Source organism: Acidovorax sp., assembly GCF_046341535.1.
GTDB lineage: Bacteria > Pseudomonadota > Gammaproteobacteria > Burkholderiales > Burkholderiaceae_C > Acidovorax.
Window position 1 is genome coordinate 1 of record NZ_JBKDRI010000141.1, and the last position, 18328, is coordinate 18328.

21 protein-coding genes and 1 pseudogene are annotated in these 18328 nt (G+C 62.8%); 6 read left to right on the forward strand and 16 right to left on the reverse strand.

Features of this window, described 5'->3' with window-relative positions; translation table 11 throughout:
* Positions 1-96: 96 nt before the first annotated feature.
* Both ACK543_RS10255 and ACK543_RS10260 read right to left on the reverse strand, forming a co-directional pair.
* Positions 97-573, reverse strand: a pseudogene (locus ACK543_RS10255) (YheT family hydrolase); the annotation flags it as partial.
* 11 nt (positions 574-584) lie between these two features.
* Positions 585-1034, reverse strand: coding sequence for a YybH family protein (locus tag ACK543_RS10260; RefSeq protein WP_409942752.1), 450 nt, complete (start codon positions 1032-1034; stop codon positions 585-587).
* A 255-nt stretch (positions 1035-1289) separates the two neighbouring features.
* Between ACK543_RS10260 and ACK543_RS10265 the strand changes: the two genes are divergently transcribed.
* Complete coding sequence (locus ACK543_RS10265; protein WP_409942753.1) at positions 1290-2117, forward strand: hypothetical protein; 828 nt, start codon at positions 1290-1292, stop codon at positions 2115-2117.
* Positions 2118-2217: 100 nt separating this feature from the next.
* Here ACK543_RS10265 and ACK543_RS10270 read toward each other — a convergent pair whose 3' ends face one another.
* The 9 genes from ACK543_RS10270 to ACK543_RS10310 all read right to left on the reverse strand — a co-directional run bounded on the left by ACK543_RS10270 (position 2218) and on the right by ACK543_RS10310 (position 9387).
* On the reverse strand, positions 2218-2634 hold the full coding sequence (locus ACK543_RS10270; RefSeq protein WP_409942754.1) for a F0F1 ATP synthase subunit epsilon: 417 nt from the start codon (positions 2632-2634) through the stop codon (positions 2218-2220).
* 75 nt (positions 2635-2709) lie between these two features.
* Complete coding sequence (atpD, locus tag ACK543_RS10275; RefSeq protein ID WP_409942755.1) at positions 2710-4116, reverse strand: F0F1 ATP synthase subunit beta; 1407 nt, start codon at positions 4114-4116, stop codon at positions 2710-2712.
* A gap of 33 nt (positions 4117-4149) precedes the next feature.
* Complete coding sequence (gene atpG, locus ACK543_RS10280; RefSeq protein ID WP_409942756.1) at positions 4150-5016, reverse strand: F0F1 ATP synthase subunit gamma; 867 nt, start codon at positions 5014-5016, stop codon at positions 4150-4152.
* Between the two features lie 18 nt (positions 5017-5034).
* Entirely contained in the window at positions 5035-6588 is a 1554-nt protein-coding gene (gene atpA / locus ACK543_RS10285) for a F0F1 ATP synthase subunit alpha (protein WP_409942757.1), read from the reverse strand.
* Positions 6589-6633: 45 nt separating this feature from the next.
* Positions 6634-7176, reverse strand: coding sequence for a F0F1 ATP synthase subunit delta (locus tag ACK543_RS10290; protein WP_409942758.1), 543 nt, complete (start codon positions 7174-7176; stop codon positions 6634-6636).
* Positions 7177-7186: 10 nt separating this feature from the next.
* Entirely contained in the window at positions 7187-7657 is a 471-nt protein-coding gene (locus tag ACK543_RS10295; RefSeq protein ID WP_409942759.1) for a F0F1 ATP synthase subunit B, read from the reverse strand.
* Positions 7658-7691: 34 nt separating this feature from the next.
* Complete coding sequence (gene atpE, locus ACK543_RS10300) at positions 7692-7961, reverse strand: F0F1 ATP synthase subunit C (protein WP_069104489.1); 270 nt, start codon at positions 7959-7961, stop codon at positions 7692-7694.
* A 54-nt stretch (positions 7962-8015) separates the two neighbouring features.
* Positions 8016-8894 (reverse strand): F0F1 ATP synthase subunit A, encoded by an 879-nt coding sequence (gene atpB, locus ACK543_RS10305; RefSeq protein ID WP_409942760.1) that lies wholly within the window; start codon positions 8892-8894, stop codon positions 8016-8018.
* A gap of 19 nt (positions 8895-8913) precedes the next feature.
* Positions 8914-9387: an ATP synthase subunit I gene (locus ACK543_RS10310; protein ID WP_409942761.1), complete on the reverse strand. Its 474-nt coding sequence runs from the start codon at positions 9385-9387 to the stop codon at positions 8914-8916.
* Between the two features lie 254 nt (positions 9388-9641).
* Here ACK543_RS10310 and ACK543_RS10315 point away from each other — a divergent pair, with 254 nt between their 5' ends.
* The 4 genes from ACK543_RS10315 to ACK543_RS10330 all read left to right on the forward strand — a co-directional run bounded on the left by ACK543_RS10315 (position 9642) and on the right by ACK543_RS10330 (position 12871).
* Positions 9642-9959, forward strand: coding sequence for a YbeD family protein (locus ACK543_RS10315; RefSeq protein WP_409942762.1), 318 nt, complete (start codon positions 9642-9644; stop codon positions 9957-9959).
* 103 nt (positions 9960-10062) lie between these two features.
* Complete coding sequence (gene lipB / locus ACK543_RS10320; RefSeq protein ID WP_409942763.1) at positions 10063-10758, forward strand: lipoyl(octanoyl) transferase LipB; 696 nt, start codon at positions 10063-10065, stop codon at positions 10756-10758.
* 14 nt (positions 10759-10772) lie between these two features.
* The gene (lipA, locus tag ACK543_RS10325) at positions 10773-11753 is read left to right on the forward strand and encodes a lipoyl synthase (protein WP_409942764.1); all 981 of its coding nucleotides are present in this window, start codon (positions 10773-10775) and stop codon (positions 11751-11753) included.
* A 284-nt stretch (positions 11754-12037) separates the two neighbouring features.
* Positions 12038-12871 (forward strand): DMT family transporter, encoded by an 834-nt coding sequence (locus tag ACK543_RS10330; RefSeq protein ID WP_409942765.1) that lies wholly within the window; start codon positions 12038-12040, stop codon positions 12869-12871.
* Between the two features lie 139 nt (positions 12872-13010).
* Here the strand turns inward: ACK543_RS10330 and ptsP are convergent, their stop codons facing one another.
* From ptsP to ACK543_RS10355, 5 genes are all read right to left on the reverse strand, one after another.
* Positions 13011-14765: a phosphoenolpyruvate--protein phosphotransferase gene (gene ptsP, locus ACK543_RS10335; protein WP_409942766.1), complete on the reverse strand. Its 1755-nt coding sequence runs from the start codon at positions 14763-14765 to the stop codon at positions 13011-13013.
* A gap of 64 nt (positions 14766-14829) precedes the next feature.
* Positions 14830-15099 carry an HPr family phosphocarrier protein gene (locus ACK543_RS10340; RefSeq protein ID WP_409942767.1) on the reverse strand — a complete coding sequence of 90 codons (270 nt, stop codon included), beginning with the start codon at positions 15097-15099 and terminating at the stop codon, positions 14830-14832.
* The gene (locus ACK543_RS10345; RefSeq protein WP_409942768.1) at positions 15068-15526 is read right to left on the reverse strand and encodes a PTS sugar transporter subunit IIA; all 459 of its coding nucleotides are present in this window, start codon (positions 15524-15526) and stop codon (positions 15068-15070) included. Before ACK543_RS10345 ends, ACK543_RS10340 begins: the two co-directional genes overlap by 32 nt.
* Positions 15523-16803 (reverse strand): MFS transporter, encoded by a 1281-nt coding sequence (locus tag ACK543_RS10350; RefSeq protein WP_409942769.1) that lies wholly within the window; start codon positions 16801-16803, stop codon positions 15523-15525. The genes ACK543_RS10345 and ACK543_RS10350 overlap by 4 nt, the downstream gene beginning before the upstream one ends.
* Positions 16800-17336 carry a hypothetical protein gene (locus ACK543_RS10355; protein ID WP_409942770.1) on the reverse strand — a complete coding sequence of 179 codons (537 nt, stop codon included), beginning with the start codon at positions 17334-17336 and terminating at the stop codon, positions 16800-16802. The genes ACK543_RS10350 and ACK543_RS10355 overlap by 4 nt, the downstream gene beginning before the upstream one ends.
* Positions 17337-17611: 275 nt before the next feature.
* Here ACK543_RS10355 and ACK543_RS10360 point away from each other — a divergent pair, with 275 nt between their 5' ends.
* The gene (locus ACK543_RS10360) at positions 17612-18115 is read left to right on the forward strand and encodes a TlpA disulfide reductase family protein (RefSeq protein WP_409942771.1); all 504 of its coding nucleotides are present in this window, start codon (positions 17612-17614) and stop codon (positions 18113-18115) included.
* Positions 18116-18328: the final 213 nt, after the last annotated feature.

Below are 18328 nucleotides of genomic sequence, written 5' to 3' on the forward strand. Positions count from 1 at the left end.
ATCCACACCCTTTTGCTTGATCGCAGCGACTCGCCGCACCGAAGACATCAGAGGAAAACCGGAATCAATTTCCGTGGTCAATCGCTGAGCGATTCACCACGGCAGGATGATGTTTGACAAAAGTGGGGAAGTCCTTGTAGATATGCCAACGGCCATCAACGGAACGCCTGGATAGGCGCGTCGCAGCTTCTTCAGAATCCAGTCGATCTCTGCATGGTCCCCAGAGTGATACGCCCTTGGAGCGCGATTGATTTCGCCACTGCAGCCACGAAAGTGCGGCAGGGCGCAATCCCAGCCGAGCTCGGCTGCCAGGTCGGCAAATGCCTCGCTGTAGTGGCTGCGCGAAGACCCCTCCAGCCCGTGAAAGACGACCAGCACGGGGCGAGCCAATGCCATCCCGTCTGCTGCTGACTCGCGCTTGAGAAAATCGACATCGATAAAGTCACCGTCCGGCGTGTCCCACCGCTGGCGCAGATAGCTGGGCGCGCGGCCGAATCCCCGCCGGGAACACAGTGCCGGCCAGATGGTCTGAAGCTGGCCCCCCGGCAACCAGCGCGGGGCCGTGTAGTTCATGCCACGATTCATCAGTGCAGACGCGGCGTCTGTGCCTGCAAGATATCGGCCTCGGGCGCTACGCCCGGGCTGGCATGGTGCGCCACCATGCGCCATCCTTCCGGCGTTCTGTGATAGACGTTGGTAGCGAGCACCATGGCACGGTGCACACCGTCTGGCAACACGAGCTCGACCTGTTCGACAACACTGTGCACGGCGCTCGTCAATCCCGAAATGCGATGCACCTGCACCGGCCGGGCCTGTACAGCCCCCTGGGCAAACATCGATTCGAAGGCAGCACGAATCGCGCGCGCGCCAAGCATCCGCGGGCCGCCCGGATGCACGCACACGATGTCGTCGTCTTCCGCCCAGCATTTCATCAGCAGATCGATATCGCCACGCTGCAAGGCATCGTAGAACGTGGACTCGGTGTCATCCGGGGACCCGCCCAAACGGGCGGCAGCGAAGCGGGCTGGTGGCATGGCAGTTAGGTCGCTCAATGGTGTATGCCCGGCTCGGTGACCGGACGGGACGTCATCTTAGATGGAGCCGCAAAGCCCCGGATCAAGCATTGATGCGGCAGTTTTGGCGATCGTGCTCGACCTGAAAGGGTCATCTCCTGGGGTAAAACACAGGCTGCATGAAGACGGTTGCATCCGTGGTTCATCACCCCTGTGGCATGCTAGCGCGGTTGGTGCCCCAAGGGCATCGGCCTTTTTTCTCTCGCAGGAATCCCGATGCAACGCCCCTACCGATCCGTCGACCACGTGGTGCTTCGCCTGACGGCGGCGGAGCCCTTGTACGAACTTTTCAGCAATACGCTCGGTTTGCCGGTGGCCTGGCCTCTGCAGCGCGAGGCCTTTGCCACCTACGGCTGGATTCATGTCGGCAATACGGATCTTGAACTGTGGGCAGCCTCGTCCAACAGCGATCTTCCCGATCATGCACCTGCGCCGCTCATCCATGGCTTCGCGCTGGAACCCGCAGCAGCGCTTGCCGAATGCCTGGCGTGGATGAGCGAGGCCGCATTGGCTTTCCAGGCTCCACGCGCTTTCCGTTCACAGAATCCAACGGGTCAATGGGTCACGAATTTCACCAACTCAGTGGTGCGCGACGTGTCTGCGCCTGGCTGCTGCGTTTTCTTTTGCGAGTGGGATCGGTGCGCGACCATTTATCCCTGGGATGCCGCCGAGACGCCAGTGGCGCGGCGAGCCCAGCTTCGCGAAGCGCTGGCGGAGCGACGCGGTGGCGCTTTGGGCATCACGGGGTTGCAGTCCATACGGCTTGCCACGCCAGAGTTGGAATCAACGCGGCGTCATTGGCGCGCGCTTACCGGTTCAACGGGTGGCGAAGCCATTCGCCTGACTTCGGATATTGCGCTTGAACTGGTGTCTGGCGAGCACCTCAGGATCGAATCCATCTGCCTGGGCGTGCAGTCGCTGGACGTGGCACGGAACGTTCTACGGAACCTGCGGCTGTTAGCGCAAGACCACGGCAATGCACTTGCGCTTTCAGCGCATGGGCTGCGGATGGAGCTGAGGGAGGCCGCCCCGGGGTCTTTTTGAGCAACGGCGAGCTGCGCGGCAGACACTGAAAGCGGAGCGCTCCCCAACAGAAAAAACCCGGCAAGGCCGGGTTTTTTGAGGGCGCTCGCAGGGCGCTGACTTATTTCTTCTGACGGAACTTGCGCAGGGCGGCAAGCTGGGCCGCCATCACGGCCAGTTCGGACTGGGCCTTGGCCAGATCGATGTCGCTCTTGGCATTCTTGAGAGCCTCTTGTGCAGCCGATTTGGCAGCGTTGGCCTTCTCGTCGTCCAGGTCCTTGCCGCGGATGGCGGTGTCGGACAGCACGGTCACGCAGTTGGGCTGCACTTCCAAAATGCCACCGGCCACGAAAACGAACTCTTCGCCACCGCCCGCCAACTCGATGCGCACCGAGCCCGGCTTGATACGGGTGATCAGCGGGGTGTGGCGGGGGTAGATCCCCAGTTCGCCGGATTCACCTGGCAAAGCGACAAAACGCGCCTCACCGGAGAAGATGGACTCTTCGGCACTGACCACATCAACGTGGATGGTGTTCATCATTGCTCCTAGGAAAAGGTGGGTTGCTCGATTGCTGAAGGCCGGGCCGCTGCGGGCTGCCCGGCCGACGGCTCATCAGGCCACCTTCTTGGCCTTTTCGAAGGCTTCGTCAATGGTGCCCACCATGTAAAACGCTTGCTCTGGCAGGTGATCGCATTCGCCGCTGGTGATCATCTTGAAACCACGGATGGTTTCCGACAGCGGAACGTATTTGCCCGGCGAGCCGGTGAACACTTCGGCAACGTGGAAAGGCTGCGACAGGAAACGCTGGATCTTGCGAGCGCGGGCCACGGCCAGCTTGTCTTCGGGCGCCAGTTCGTCCATACCCAGAATCGCGATGATGTCGCGCAGTTCCTTGTAGCGCTGCAGCGTGCCCTGCACAGCGCGGGCCGTGGTGTAGTGGTCTTCGCCCACCACGTTCGGGTCCAGCTGGCGGCTGGTGGAGTCCAAAGGATCCACAGCGGGGTAGATACCCAGCGAGGCGATGTCGCGCGACAACACGACGGTGGAGTCCAAGTGGGCGAACGTCGTGGCAGGCGATGGGTCGGTCAAGTCATCGGCGGGCACGTACACGGCCTGGATCGAAGTGATCGAGCCGACCTTGGTGGACGTAATACGCTCTTGCAGACGGCCCATTTCTTCAGCCAGGGTAGGCTGGTAGCCCACGGCAGAAGGCATACGGCCCAGCAGAGCGGACACTTCGGTACCGGCCAGCGTGTAGCGGTAGATGTTGTCCACAAAGAACAGCACGTCACGGCCTTCGTCACGGAAGGACTCGGCAATGGTCAGGCCGGTGAGCGCCACGCGCAGACGGTTGCCCGGTGGCTCGTTCATCTGGCCGTACACCATGGCGACCTTGGAGTCTTCGAGCTTCTCGAGATTCACCACGCCGGAATCGGCCATCTCGTGGTAGAAGTCGTTGCCCTCGCGGGTGCGCTCGCCCACACCAGCAAACACCGACAGACCACTGTGGGCCTTGGCGATGTTGTTGATGAGTTCCATCATGTTCACGGTCTTGCCCACACCGGCGCCACCGAACAGACCCACCTTGCCGCCCTTGGCGAACGGGCAGACCAGGTCGATCACCTTGATGCCGGTTTCCAGCAGCTCTTGCGACGGCGACAGTTCGTCATACGCGGGAGCCTTGCGGTGGATGGATGCGGTGAGCTCCTGGCCGACCGGACCGCGCTCGTCGATGGGTGTACCCAGCACGTCCATGATGCGGCCCAGCGTTGCCTTGCCCACGGGCACGGTGATCGGGTTGCCAGTGTTGGTGACCATGATGCCGCGACGCAGTCCGTCGGACGAGCCCAGCGCAATGGTACGCACCACGCCATCACCAAGCTGCTGCTGCACTTCCAGCGTCAGGGCCGTGCCTTCGAGCTTCAGGGCGTCATAAATCTTGGGCATATGGTCGCGCGGGAACTCAACGTCCACCACAGCGCCGATACATTGAACAATCTTGCCTTGCACTTGAGCCATTTTTCGCTCCAAAAAAGTATTTTGTCGAGCTGCTTACACAGCAGCGGCACCAGCGACGATTTCCGAAAGTTCTTTCGTGATCGCTGCCTGGCGCGTCTTGTTGTAGACCAGCTTCAACTCGGCAATGACGCTGCCGGCGTTGTCCGTGGCTGCCTTCATGGCCACCATGCGTGCCGACTGCTCGGACGCCATGTTTTCCGCGACGGCCTGGTAGATCAGGGATTCAACATAACGGACCAGCAGCTCATCGATGACGCTTTGTGCATCAGGCTCGTAGATGTAGTCCCAGCCATGTTCTGTCTTGTCGGCCTGCATTTGCTCGGAGGACAGCGGCAGAAGCCGCTCCACCACCGATTCCTGCTTCATGGTGTTGATGAACTTGGTGTAGCTCAGGTACACCGCGTTGATCCTGCCCTCTGCATACGCGTCGAGCAGCACCTTCACCGGGCCAATCAGCTTGTCAAGATGCGGCGTGTCTCCAAGGCCCGTCACGTGCGAAACCACCTTGGCACCAACACGGTTGAGGAAACCCAGGCCTTTGTTGCCAATGGCCACTGCCTCCGCGGAAACACCCGCAGCCTGCAGATCGCGCAGGCGGGTCGTCACCGTGCGCAGCACGTTGGTGTTCATGCCACCGCACAGACCCTTGTCGGTCGTGATGACGATGATCCCGGCGGTCTTGGCATCGTTCACCTTCATGAACGGGTGCACATACTCCGGGTTCGCATGGCCCAGGTTGGCTGCAATGTTCCGGATCTTTTCGCTGTAGGGGCGGGCCGACCGCATCCGATCCTGCGCCTTGCGCATTTTGGATGCGGCCACCATTTCCATGGCTTTGGTGATCTTCTTGGTGTTTTCCACCGACTTGATCTTGCCGCGTATTTCCTTACCTGCTGCCATGATGTTTCCTCGTTCGGTTTAGGCGAACGACTTCTTGAAGGCGCCGATGGCAGCGGTCAGCTCGGCTTCGGCATCCTTGTCCATGGCCTTGGCCTGCTCCAGCTTGGCCAGCAACGCTGCATAGCTGGTCTTCAAGAACTGGTGAAGGCCGTGTTCAAAGGCGAGCACCTTCTTGACATCCACATCGTCCATGAAGCCCTTGTTCACGGCAAACAGCGTCGAAGCCATCAGCGAAATGGACAGCGGCGAATACTGAGCCTGCTTGAGCAGTTCGGTCACGCGGGCACCGCGGTCGAGCTGCTTGCGGGTGGCCTCGTCCAGATCGGATGCGAACTGCGCAAACGCAGCCAGTTCACGGTACTGGGCCAGGTCGGTACGGATACCGCCAGACAGGTTCTTCACCAGCTTCGTCTGGGCTGCGCCACCGACGCGCGACACCGAGATACCGGCGTTGATGGCGGGGCGAATACCGGCGTTGAAGAGGCTGGTTTCCAGGAAGATCTGTCCGTCGGTGATCGAGATCACGTTGGTCGGCACGAAGGCGGACACGTCACCGGCCTGGGTTTCGATGATGGGCAGCGCCGTCAGCGAGCCCGTCTTGCCCTTGACTTCACCCTTGGTGAAGGCTTCGACGTAGTCGGCGTTCACGCGAGCTGCACGCTCGAGCAGGCGGCTGTGGAGATAGAACACGTCGCCAGGGTAAGCTTCGCGGCCTGGCGGGCGGCGCAGCAGCAGCGACTCCTGACGATACGCCACAGCTTGTTTGGACAAATCGTCGTACACGATCAGAGCGTCTTGGCCGCGATCACGGAAGTACTCGCCCATCGTGCAGCCGGAGTAGGCCGAAACGTACTGCATCGCCGCCGATTCGGAAGCCGAGGCAGCCACCACGATGGTGTATTCCATGGCACCGGCTTGCTCCAGTGCGCGCACCACGTTCTTGATCGACGATGCCTTTTGGCCGATGGCGACGTAGATACAGGTCACGCCCTGCCCCTTCTGGGCGATGATGGAATCGATGGCCACAGCCGTCTTGCCAGTCTGGCGGTCACCGATGATCAGCTCGCGCTGGCCACGGCCCACGGGCACCATCGAGTCGATGGACTTGAGCCCGGTTTGCAGCGGCTGGTCCACCGACTTCCGCGCGATCACGCCTGGCGCAACCTTTTCGATCACGTCTGTGAGCTTGGCATTGATCGGGCCTTTGCCGTCGATCGGCTGTCCCAGAGCATTCACCACGCGGCCGATCAGTTCGGGGCCGACGGGCACTTCCAGAATACGGCCCGTGCACTTGACGGTGTCGCCTTCCGAGATGTGCTCGTATTCGCCCAAAATCACGGAGCCGACGGAGTCGCGCTCGAGGTTCAGGGCCAGGCCGAAGGAGGGCTGGCCGTCCTTGGTGGCGGGGAACTCGAGCATTTCGCCCTGCATCACGTCCGACAGGCCATGAACGCGCACGATACCGTCAGACACGGACACCACAGTGCCCTGGTTGCGGATGTCGCTGCTGGCTGCAAGACCTTCGATGCGGCTCTTGATGAGTTCAGAAATTTCTGCTGGATTGAGTTGCATGACTCTTTCCTTCTCTTTCTTTGGTTCGCTTCAGACCTCAACGCCTCAGGCGATGAGGGCGGCTTTCATTTGTTCAAGACGGGCCTTGACCGATGTGTCCAGCACCTCGTCACCCACCACTACGCGAATGCCGCCGATCAGGGATTCATCCGGGGCAACGCTGAGGTTGAGCTTGCGGCCAAAGCGCTTTTGCAGGGCATCGCTGACCGATGCCAGCGCGTCGGCGTCCATAGGGAAAGCGCTGTACACCACCGCATCCGAGGAACCGCTGCGACTGTTGACGAGTACGCGGAACTGCGACGCCACTTCCGGCAGAGCACCCAGGCGGCGGTTGTCAATGACGGCTCGCAGGAAGTTTTGAGCCTCCCGCGGTAACGCCGAACGCGCCACGCCGGAGAACACGGCAAAGATCTGCTCAGCCGTCGCCTTCGGGTTGTCGGCGAACTGGCGCATCTGTGGGTTGGCGGCAACTGCCGCCAATTCGTCGAGCCAGGCAGCGGTTGCGGCCAGATCGGCGCCGGCGCCCGATGTGACTGCCTTGAACAAGGCGTCGGCGTAAGGGCGGGCAATGGTGGCGAGTTCAGCCATGTGTGCCCCTTTACAACTCAGTCTTCAGGCGGTTGAGCAGGTCCGCGTGAACGCCAGCATTGACTTCCTTACGGAGAATTTGCTCGGCGCCCTTGACGGCCAGCGCTGCCACCTGCTCGCGCAGGGCTTCCCGAGCTTGCACCGTTTGCTGCTCGGCTTCAGCACGGGCAGCAGCAACAATCTTGTTGCCCTCGTCGGTAGCGCGGGCCTTCGCCTCTTCAATGATGGCCTGCGCACGACGGTCGGCGTCCGCAAGACGCGAGGCCGTTTCGTTGCGTGCCTGTGACAGTTCCTTTTCGACGCGCTGGTTAGCGGCGGTCAGCTCGGACTTGGCACGGTCAGCAGCAGCGAGGCCTTCGGCGATTTTCTGTGCTCGGTCATCCAATGCCTTCGCAATCGGCGGCCACACGAATTTCATCGTGAACCACACCAGGATCAAGAAGACGATCGCCTGGATGAACAGGGTCGCGTTGATACTCACGGCAACACCTTTCTAGAGTGGCGTTGAACGGCGCTTACTTGGGCAGGTTGGCCAAGAACGTGGACACGAAGGGGTTGGCAAATGCGAACAGCAGGGCAATAGCAACGCCGATCAGGAACGCAGCGTCGATCAGACCAGCCAAGATGAACATCTTGGTTTGAAGTTCGTTGATCAACTCAGGCTGACGCGCCGACGATTCGAGGTACTTGCCGCCCATCAGCGCGATGCCGATGGAAGCGCCGATCGCGCCAAGGCCCACGATCAGACCACAAGCCAGAGCGACGAGACCGAGAATGTTTTCCATGATGACTCCTGATTTAAAAAGAAAAGTTAAGGAAAGAAAAAACGAAAGCGAAAACTAGTGTACGTTGTGCGCTTGCCCGAGGTAGATCAGTGCCAGCATCATGAAGATGAATGCCTGCAGGGAGATCACCAGAATGTGGAACAGCGTCCAGATGGTGCCCGCAATCACGTGGCCGACAGGCAGCAACACACCCGACAGCGACAGCGCCGCCGCACCGCCCATGAGGGCGATCAGCATGAACACGAGTTCGCCGGCGTACATGTTGCCGAACAACCGCATGCCGTGCGAGACGGTGTTGGCCACATATTCGATGATCTGCATCAACAGGTTCACCACCCCCAGAATGAGGGCAAAGATCGGATTTTTGCTGGTGCCAAAAGGCGCGGAAACGAGTTCGTGAGCCCAACCGCCGGCACCCTTGATCTTCACGCTGTACCAAAAGCGCAGCAGGAGAACGGCAAACGCCAGGCCGAGGGTAGTCGACAGATCGGCCGTGGGGACGACGCGCAGGTATGCGTCGTGCGGATCATGGCCAGCGGCACCATAAATTTGGGCCCAGATGGCAGGCAGCAGGTCGACCGGAAGCATGTCCATGAAGTTCATCAGGAAAATCCAGACAAACACCGTGAGCCCAAGAGGCGCGATGAACTTGCGGCTTTCGGCGCTGGGGATGTTGGCTTTGGCCTGGTTGTCGACCATTTCAACCAGCATCTCGACTGCGGCCTGGAAACGGCCCGGAACGCCCGAGGTGGCCTTGCGCGCGGCGCTCCAGAGAATAAAAAGCGTGAGCAGACCGAGAAACAGACCAATGATCACGGAGTCATAGTTGACGACCGTGAAATCAACGATCTTGGTCTGCTTGACGTTTTGAAGATGCTGCAGGTGGTGAACGATGTATTCACTTGCAGTCGGAGCGTGCGCTTCTGCGGCCATCGGACAACTCTTCTCTCAATCAATCGGTTTTTCGGACACCGGGGCGCACCACAAGCGCGACCCAATACGTTTTCATCGTGACCACCATGCCCGCAAGCAAGGCCAGCCAACTCAACTCCGGCACCAGCCAGGGTGCCGCCGCAAGCAGCGCCACCGTCAATGCGATCTTGGCGATTTCCCACCCAAAGAACCCTGCCATTGCCGCGCGCGGGTCCGGCTTTGCCTTCTGGCGGAGTACGCCTCGGGCAAAGAGCCCGGCAGGTACCACCACCGCAAGCGCTCCGAAACCGGCCGACCAGCCCACCGATGGTTTGCCGGTGAGCAGCCACGCTGCCACTGCAGCCAGCAACCCCGCCAGCGCCTGCCCCGCCACCACCTTCCAGATAGACATCGGGGGATTGCGGCGCCGCCACTCCTGCGCTTCCTGCGCGGTCATGGGCCTGAAGTCGGATTCTTCGTTTTCAATTTCAGTCTCGTGCGGGATGTTTTTCATGGATGAACGACGCCCGCGTAAGACACTGGAATTTTCACAAAGCCTCTAATTATAAGTAGAAACCCGCGCGGGTCGACAAAAACACTGCACCAGTGCGGCGAAAGCCGCTCGCGACCATGCCCCAATGTGGTGATAGTCCAACGCCGCATGACGCCCTGCGGATTGGGGAGCGCTCCCAATTGCCTGCCCGCTGGCGCACAATGGGCGTCGTTGGCCGCTACTAAATCCGAAGCGCCCGTCAGAACTTACGCAACATGACCTCCACAGAGAAACCGTCTTCCAACGGACAGGGCGAGCCCATGCCCGACCCACACAAAAAATCCCTCATCGAATACCCCTCGCGCTTTCCCATCAAGGTCATGGGGGCAAAAACGGATGGATTCGTGCAAACAGTGGCGGACATCGCGCGCCAGTTCGATCCCACTTTTGACGCCAGCACCATCGAATTGAGGGACAGCCGGGCGGGCAGCTACCTGGGTGTGACGATCACCATCACAGCCACGAGTCGCGAACAACTAGACGATCTGTACCGCGCGCTCTCATCGCACCCCATGGTCAAGGTCGTTCTTTGACGGCTCGCTCCGTTCGTTGCAAGCCTCTGCGATCCACGAAAAGCGCACAGCATCCCTCACCGACCTGACCCTCTCCACCGCGCTCCCGCGCGAAGGACACGGCATGACCACCCCCATCCAGATTCTCCGCCGCGCAGACTACGCGGCCACGCTCAAGGCCATGCAGGACTTCACGGCCGCGCGCACCAGCGACACTCCGGACGCAATCTGGATCTGCGAGCACGACGGCCTGTTCACTCAGGGCGTCGCCGGCAGGAGCGATCACCTGCTGGACCCGGGCACCACACCGGTGGTGGCTACCAACCGCGGCGGACAGGTCACGTACCACGGCCCGGGTCAGGTCGTGGCCTATCCGCTCATCGATCTCCAGCGCGCGGGCTATTTCGTCAAGGAGTACGTCTACCGCGTTGAAGAAGCCGTGATCCGCACCCTGGCGACGTTCGGCGTGACGGGCCACCGGGTGGCTGGCGCACCTGGAATCTATGTGCGGCTGGACGACCCTGGCAGCCACGCCCTGCTGCCGCAGCGCCCCCAAAAACGCGAAGGCAGCGCACCGCCTGTGCCCGACTTCACCGGGTTGGGCAAGATTGCCGCGCTGGGCATCAAGGTCAGCCGCCACTGCACGTACCACGGGGTTGCGCTGAATGTGGCCATGGACCTCTCGCCCTTTGATCGCATCAACCCTTGCGGCTACGCAGGTTTGCAAACGGTCGATCTTTCTACAATCGGGGTTCACTCCACCTGGGAAGACGCCGCGCAGATTCTGGGCCAGCAGCTCAGCATCAGGCTTGCTCCCTGAACCGACCCAACGCCATGAGCTCCTCTGAAGTCGTCCGCGAAGCGCAGTCCACCGAAGCCTATAACCCGCTTGCCAAGCAGAAAGCCGCGGCCAAGCTGTCGCGAATTCCGATCAAGGTCGAGCAGGGCGAGGTACTCAAAAAGCCGGACTGGATCCGTGTCAAGGCCGGCTCCCCCACGACGCGCTTTTACGAGATCAAGGAAATCCTGCGCGAGCACAAGCTGCACACGGTGTGTGAAGAAGCCTCGTGCCCCAACATCGGCGAGTGCTTTGGCAAAGGCACGGCCACCTTCATGATCATGGGCGACAAGTGCACGCGGCGCTGCCCGTTCTGCGATGTGGGCCATGGCCGCCCCGACCCGCTGGACAAGGACGAGCCCCTGAACCTGGCCAAGACCATCGCAGCACTCAAGCTCAAATACGTGGTGATCACCAGCGTGGACCGCGATGACCTGCGCGACGGCGGCAGCGCCCATTTTGCCGAGTGCATCCAGAACATCCGCACGCTGTCGCCGCAAACGCAGATCGAAATTTTGGTGCCTGACTTCCGTGGCCGCGACGACCGCGCCCTGGAGATCCTCAAGGCCGCCCCGCCCGATGTGATGAACCACAACCTGGAAACAGCGCCCCGTTTGTACAAGGAAGCGCGCCCGGGCTCGGACTATCAGTTCAGTCTGAACCTGCTCAAGAAGTTCAAGGCCCTGCACCCCAAGGTGCCCACCAAAAGCGGCATCATGGTTGGCCTGGGCGAGACCGACGAAGAGATCCTGCAGGTGATGCGCGACATGCGCGCGCACGACATCGACATGCTGACCATCGGCCAGTACCTGGCCCCCAGCAACAGCCACCTGCCTGTGCGCCGCTATGTGCACCCCGACACCTTCAAGATGTTCGAGCAGGAGGCCTACAAAATGGGCTTCAGCCACGCCGCCGTGGGCGCGATGGTGCGCAGCAGCTACCACGCAGACCAGCAAGCCCACGCCGCCGGCGTATAGGGCGGGTGCCACCTGCGCCGTGAGAAGCGACACGGGTGCCACGGGCGATCTGCTTTCGCCGCATCACTGCCGCGCAGCGCGCTGACAGCCCCACGCAGCCTTTACCCCGTGCTCACGCGAGCGCGGACCATCGTGGCGCGATGGTGGGCCGCTCTACATTACTAGCCCGCATATTTCACCAGGTCGCTCTTCCATGTCCCGAGACGCCCAATCCATGCACACGTTCTTGGCTTCGAGTGCCCAGTCCCATGGGGCCCGGGCGCTTCCCTGGTGAACGGGCCAGGATGCAAGCCAATCTATACGCCCTGGGCGCCATTGCGCTGTGGGCCTCCCTGGCCGCGCTGGGGGTGTCGCTCACGCATGTGCCGCCGTTTTTGCTCACGGGAATCGCGCTCATCATCGGCAGCGTTCCGGCCTGGCCGCTCGTGGTGCGCAACCCGAGCCTGTGGCGGGTGCCCCTGCGCACGCTGGCGCTCGGTGTGTATGGCCTGTTCGCGTACCACTTCCTGCTGTTCATTGCCTTGCGCCACGCGCCGGCCGTGGAGGCCAACCTGGTCAACTATCTGTGGCCTTTGTTGATCGTGGTGCTGTCCCCCTGCGTGCTGCGGGGTGTGCGGCTGCGCCTGCCGCATGTGCTGGCAGCGCTGCTGGGGTTTTCCGGCGCAGCCATCGCGATTGCGGGCGGCCGCGAGCTCAGCGGCACGCTGGCCTGGGGCTACCTGCCCGCGCTGGCGGCGGCGTTCATCTGGGCCACCTATTCGCTGCTGACCAAGCGCGTGCCAGATTTTCCGACCACAGCCATCGGCCTGTTCGGCTTGGTGTCGGGGGTTTTGTCTCTGCTGTGCCATGCCCTCCTGGAGCCCGCAACCACGCTGCAGTCCCGCGACTGGCTGCTGCTGGCCGTGCTGGGGCTGGGGCCGCTGGGTGGCGCGTTTTTCCTGTGGGACAAGGCACTGAAGCTCGGCGATCCGCGGCAGATCGGCATCCTGAGCTACATCACGCCGCTGGCGTCCACGGCGCTGCTGGTGGCGGTCAGTGGCCGCAGCTTCAATGCCAGCATCGTGCTGGCCACCGCGATGATCATGGGCGCAGCCGTGATGGGGATGCGCACGCGCTGACGCAGGCCCGAACGGACACGGGCGCAGACGCGGAGACAAGCACTGCCGTCCGCATTCGGTGCAAACTTTGAATAAAAATAGCCGGTTACGCGCGATGATATTGGTTTTGTAGCTATTTATTTGATAGCATAAAACCTTGCTAGCCTGGCGTGACCGGTGGCTCCTCACTGTCGAGCACCAACTGCGCCCACGGCACCAGCTTGCGGGTATCGGCGCGCAGCACCTCTTGCTTGACGGCCAGAATCTGCGCGGGGTGCATGGAAAAGCTGCGCAGGCCCAGACCCAGCAGCAGGCGGGTCATGCTCACGTCACCTGCCGTTTCGCCGCACACGCTCACGCTTTTGCCCTGGCGCTGGCCTTCCGCGATGACGTCAGCAACCAAGCGCAGGACGGCGGGGTGCAGCGGGTCGTACAGGTGGGCCACGGCCTCGTCGGCACGGTCGATGGCCAGCGTGTACTGGATCAGGTCGTTGGTGCCGATGGACAGGAAATCAAAATACTTGAGGAAGGTGCGCACCATGAGTGCCGCAGCGGGTACTTCGATCATCGCGCCCAGCTGCAATGGGCCATAGGCCTCACCACGCGCGTCCAGCTCGGCCCGCGCCAGTTCCACCTGCGCCAGGGTCTGCTGGATCTCGTGCGTGTGGGCCAGCATCGGAAACAGCAGGTTGACCTTGCCGTGGGCCGCAGCCCGCAGCACGGCCCGCAGCTGCGTGCGGAACATCGCCGGGTCGGCCAGACTCCAGCGGATGGCGCGCAGGCCCAGGGCGGGGTTGAGGAAGTTGTCCTTGTGGGCCTTGCTATCGAGCGGCTTGTCGGCACCCACGTCGATGGTTCGGATGGTGACCGGCATGCCCTCCATGCCTTCGACCGCCTCGCGGTAGGCGAGATACTGCTCTTGCTCGCCCGGCAGGTTGCCGCTTCGGCCCATGAACAGGAATTCGCTGCGAAACAGGCCAACGCCCACAGCCCCGGCACGCAGGGCCGCAGGCGCATCGCCCGGTTGCTCGATGTTGGCCAGCAGTTCAATGCGATGCCCGTCGAGCGTGATGGCCGGCGTGTGCCGCAGCCGCGACAGGCGCTCGCGCTCCAGTTCAACCTGGCGCTGGCGAAAGCCGTACTCCGCCAGGATGATGGGCGAGGGGTCCACCAGAATCACGCCCGCATCGCCATCGATGATGATCCAGTCGTCCTGGCGCACCAACTGGCTGGCCGAGCGCGCGCCCACCACGGCCGGGATGTCCAGGCTGCGCGCCACGATGGCCGTGTGCGAGGTTTTGCCCCCCACATCGGTCACGAAACCGGCAAACACGCTCTGCTTGAACTGCAGCATGTCAGCCGGAGAAAGGTCGTGCGCCACCAGCACCAGCGGCACATCCACTGTATCGTCCAGCAGCAAGGCCTGCTGCGTCTTGCGCCAGGGGCTGCTGGGCGGCGGGGCCACGGGGCTGGCGACGCCTTTCATGTGGCGCAGCACGCGCTCCACCACTTGTTCCAGGTCTGCCTTGCGCTCGCGCAGGTACTCGTCCTCCATCTCATCGAACTGGCGGGCAATGACTTCAAGCTGCGTGGTCAGCGCCCATTCGGCGTTGTACAGGCGTTCGGTGATCCAGTGCTTGACGCCGCCAGTCAGCGCCTCGTCCTGCAACAGCATCAGATGCACATCCAGCAACGCAGCAAGCTCGTGCGGTGCGTCGGCGGGCATGTCGGCCTGCAGTCGCTGAAGCTCCTCGACCACCGCGTTGCGCCCCTGACGCACCCGCTCGATCTCGCCCGCCACCTGCTCCGGTTTGACGAAGTAGTGCGCCACATCCACGCGGCTGGACGCGACCAGCACGGCCCGCCCGATGGCAATGCCGCGCGCGACTGCAAGACCGTGGATCGAAAACGTCATACCAGCCGGGCTACGCCCACACCTTTGACGTGTCGCTGGGCTGATGCGGGAGCCAGATGCATCGTCATTCGCCCTCGCCAAACTTGTCGTTGATCAAGGCCAGCAATGCGTCCATGGCCTCCTGCTCGCGCTCGCCGCTGGTCTCCAGCTCCACCTCGCTGCCCAGGCCGGCGGCGAGCATCATCACGCCCATGATGCTTTTGGCGTTGATGCGGCGATCGCCGCGGCTCATGAACACATCGCACGGAAAGCTGCCGGCCAGCTTGGTGAGCTTGGCCGACGCGCGGGCATGCAGGCCCAGCCTATTGCTGATGGTGACGCGGGTCTTGATCATGGGTGGTGTTTCGACGATATTGGTTTTGCGGTGCAGAGATAGCCACCTGCATCACGCCTTGGGTTCCCCCCACCACCGCCCGCGTCATGACGCTGTCGAGCGGCTCACTGCGGTAGCTCACGGCACGCAACAGCATCGGCAGGTTGACACCGCTCACCACACGCGAGCGCACGCCTTCCACCAGGCGCTGCGCCACATTGCAGGGGGTGGCGCCAAACACGTCCGTCAGCACCAGCGTGGTGTTTTCACCCGCCTGCGCCAGCAGGGCGCGGGCCCGTGCCAGCGAGTCTTCCGGGCGCTCGCTGGGGGGTACATCCAGGGCCAGCACGCTGTCGCCGCAGTCGGGAAACACATGCAGCGCGCATTCGCGCAGGGCATGGGCCAGTGGCGCATGGGCAATGAGAAGAATGCTGGTGGTGCTGCTCATGGTGTGGGGGTATGGCCATCATTATGGCGCCGCCCCTTGAGCAGAAACCACGCGTAGGCAGCGGCGTTGCACACGAGGTACACGGCCATGGCGGCCTGAAAGGAAGGCACGGTTGCCAGGCCCGCAGCGGCAAACGCATCCACCGCCAGGCCGATGCCCCACTGCACCACGAACACGCCTGCAAAGATCACCAGGTTGTAAGCCGACAGCACGCGCCCGGCCAGCGCCTGCTCGAACGCCATGGCGAGCGCTGGCTGGGACAGCGACACGAAGGTGCACGACACGCAAAAAAGCGCCCACGCACCGCCCCCCGCAGCCGGCCCGGCCATGATGATGTAGAGCAGGACCACAAGGCACAACGGCAGGCCCAGCGTCATCAGCCGGTCGGGCCCGTAGCCTTGGCGAAGCAGCCACGGGTTGACCATGCCCCAGGCCCAGAAGGTGAACAGCATCGCAACATTGATCCAAAACAGACCTGTGGCCGACTCCAGCGGCGTATAGCCTGCCACCCGCTGCATCCACGGGCCGGCCCACAGCGTCTGGATGGCGACCATGCCGCCATAGACGAAAAACCCCAGCGGTGCCAAGCGCCGAAAATAGGCGTGGCGCCAGACCATGCGATAGCCTTCCGGGGCGGCTGGCGTCGGCGCTTCGGGTGGCTGCTGCGCCAGGTGCGCTGGCGATACCGCAGCGCGGCCCCAGACGGGCACCCAGAGGGCGATCACCACCATCGAAACTCCAATCAGCAAGGCCAGCCCCCAGAACAAAGGCCGCCAGCCCACCACGGGCAAGGCCCATTGCACCGGCAGTGTGGACGCCACCATGCCCAGCGAGCCGGACATCAGCATCCACGAATTGGCGCGCATCTGCGCCGTGGGCGTGAGCCAGCGCCGGTAGCCCGTCAGAGGCGCCATCAGGCAGGCGCTGACCCCCGCGCCGCACAGCACGCGGCCCGCCAGCAGCCCCGAAAAGCCCGTCGCGACCGAAAACACCAGGCTACCGACCACGGCAACGCCCAGAAAGGCCAGCGCGACCTTGCGGGGGCCGTGCCGATCCAGCCAGGTGCCCAGCGGCAGCTGCGTTGCAGCAAAGCCCAAAAAATAGCCGCCCGCCAGCAGCCCAAGGTCGCGGGCCTCAAGGGTGAACTCCTGCGCCAGCGTCGGGGCCAGCGTGGCCGTGACCGCCCGCACCAGCGCCGACAAAAAGTAGGCAAACGCAAACGCAAGAAACACCACCACGGCCGCGCGCCGCGGCAAAACGGTTTCGGCATGTGTCATTGCAGCGCGAGACCCGAGAAGAACTGGTCTGCCACCTCGGGGCGGGGTTTGGCCGTGTACACGACCGCGTGGTAGAGCCGCACCTGCGGGCCCACCGCCCGGGCGAACCACACGCCCTGCGCCGTGACTGCGCTGCCATCCCCGCGCTGGCCCTGCACGGTGGTGCGCAGCGACTGCGGCACCGGCAGCACGCCCTGCGGCGTGTACGGCGCATTCACTGCAGCCGCTGCGGCACCGGGCCCGAGGTTGGCGAGCACGGCGCTGCGCCAGTGCGTGAGGGCCGCCCCCACCAGGGCCGGATCGTTCAACGCAGCATGCGAGACAGCGAAGGTAGCGCCGTCGGCATCGCAGCCCACCATGGCCAATTCCACGGACCAACCTGCCAGCTCGACCTGCCGCGTGGCCTGGTCAGGCTTGCAGGGAAGGGTGATGGTGATGGCCGCGTCGGGTAAGGGCACGTTGCGCCAGTTCAGGGCCGGGCTGCAGCCGCCGACCAGCAGCGCGGCAGTTACCGCGATCAGTGTGCTTTTCATAAAGCGATTATCGGCACCCCAGTGCCGGACGTGCGCGTGCGTTGCGCGGCGGTGTGCATACGGTGCGGTGTGGGGCGCATGGCGGGGCTTGATGGGCTTGGCCAGGGCGTGCATCCACCCCCCTGTCCCGCCGATACGAACTTTCGGCCCGGCCTGCACTCCATCGCCTGCGAGCGGCGTCGGATGTCCGGCGTGCGGACGGCCGGTCAGGCGTCCGTCACAATCGCGCGATGTTCGGCGCGAACGGCTCGGGTGTTGAATTAACGGGGAACAGCATGGCGATCAAGAAGTGGGCGGCTGGTGTGGCAGTGGCGGCATTTGTGGCGATGGGCGCCTCGGTTTACCTCAACACCGGCCGCGCGCCCGCGCCCGAATCCACGTTTGTCTTGCTCGATGGCTCCACCCAGACCACGGCCGACCTGCGCGGCAAGGTCACACTGGTGAATTTCTGGGCCACCAGCTGCGTCACCTGCGTGGCCGAGATGCCCGAGATCGTGGACACCTACAACAAGTACCGCACCCAGGGCTTTGAGACGCTGGCCGTGGCCATGAGCTACGACCCGCCCAGCTATGTCGTCAACTTCGCGCAAACGCGCAAGCTGCCCTTCAAGGTCGCCATCGACAACACAGGCAACGTGGCAAAAGCCTGGGGCGATGTGCGCCTGACGCCATCGACCTTCATCGTCAACAAACGCGGCGAGATCGTGAAGACCTATGTGGGCGCGCCCAACTTCGCCGAGCTGCACCAGCTCATCGAGAGGCTGCTGGCTGAGACCTGAGCGCCTGCAACCTGTCAAAGACAAAGGCCGATTCCAGAGCAAATCGGCCTTTCGCGCTTGCTCAGCAAACACTACTAGTGTCATGTCCCGTTAATTTCTGGCATTAATCGTGCATGCCAATGCGGTATCTTGGGAACGGAGATACCGCCATGAGGACAGGAAGACCGAAAGTCGAGTTGCTGCTGACGGACGATGAGCGCTCGCAGCTTCAGT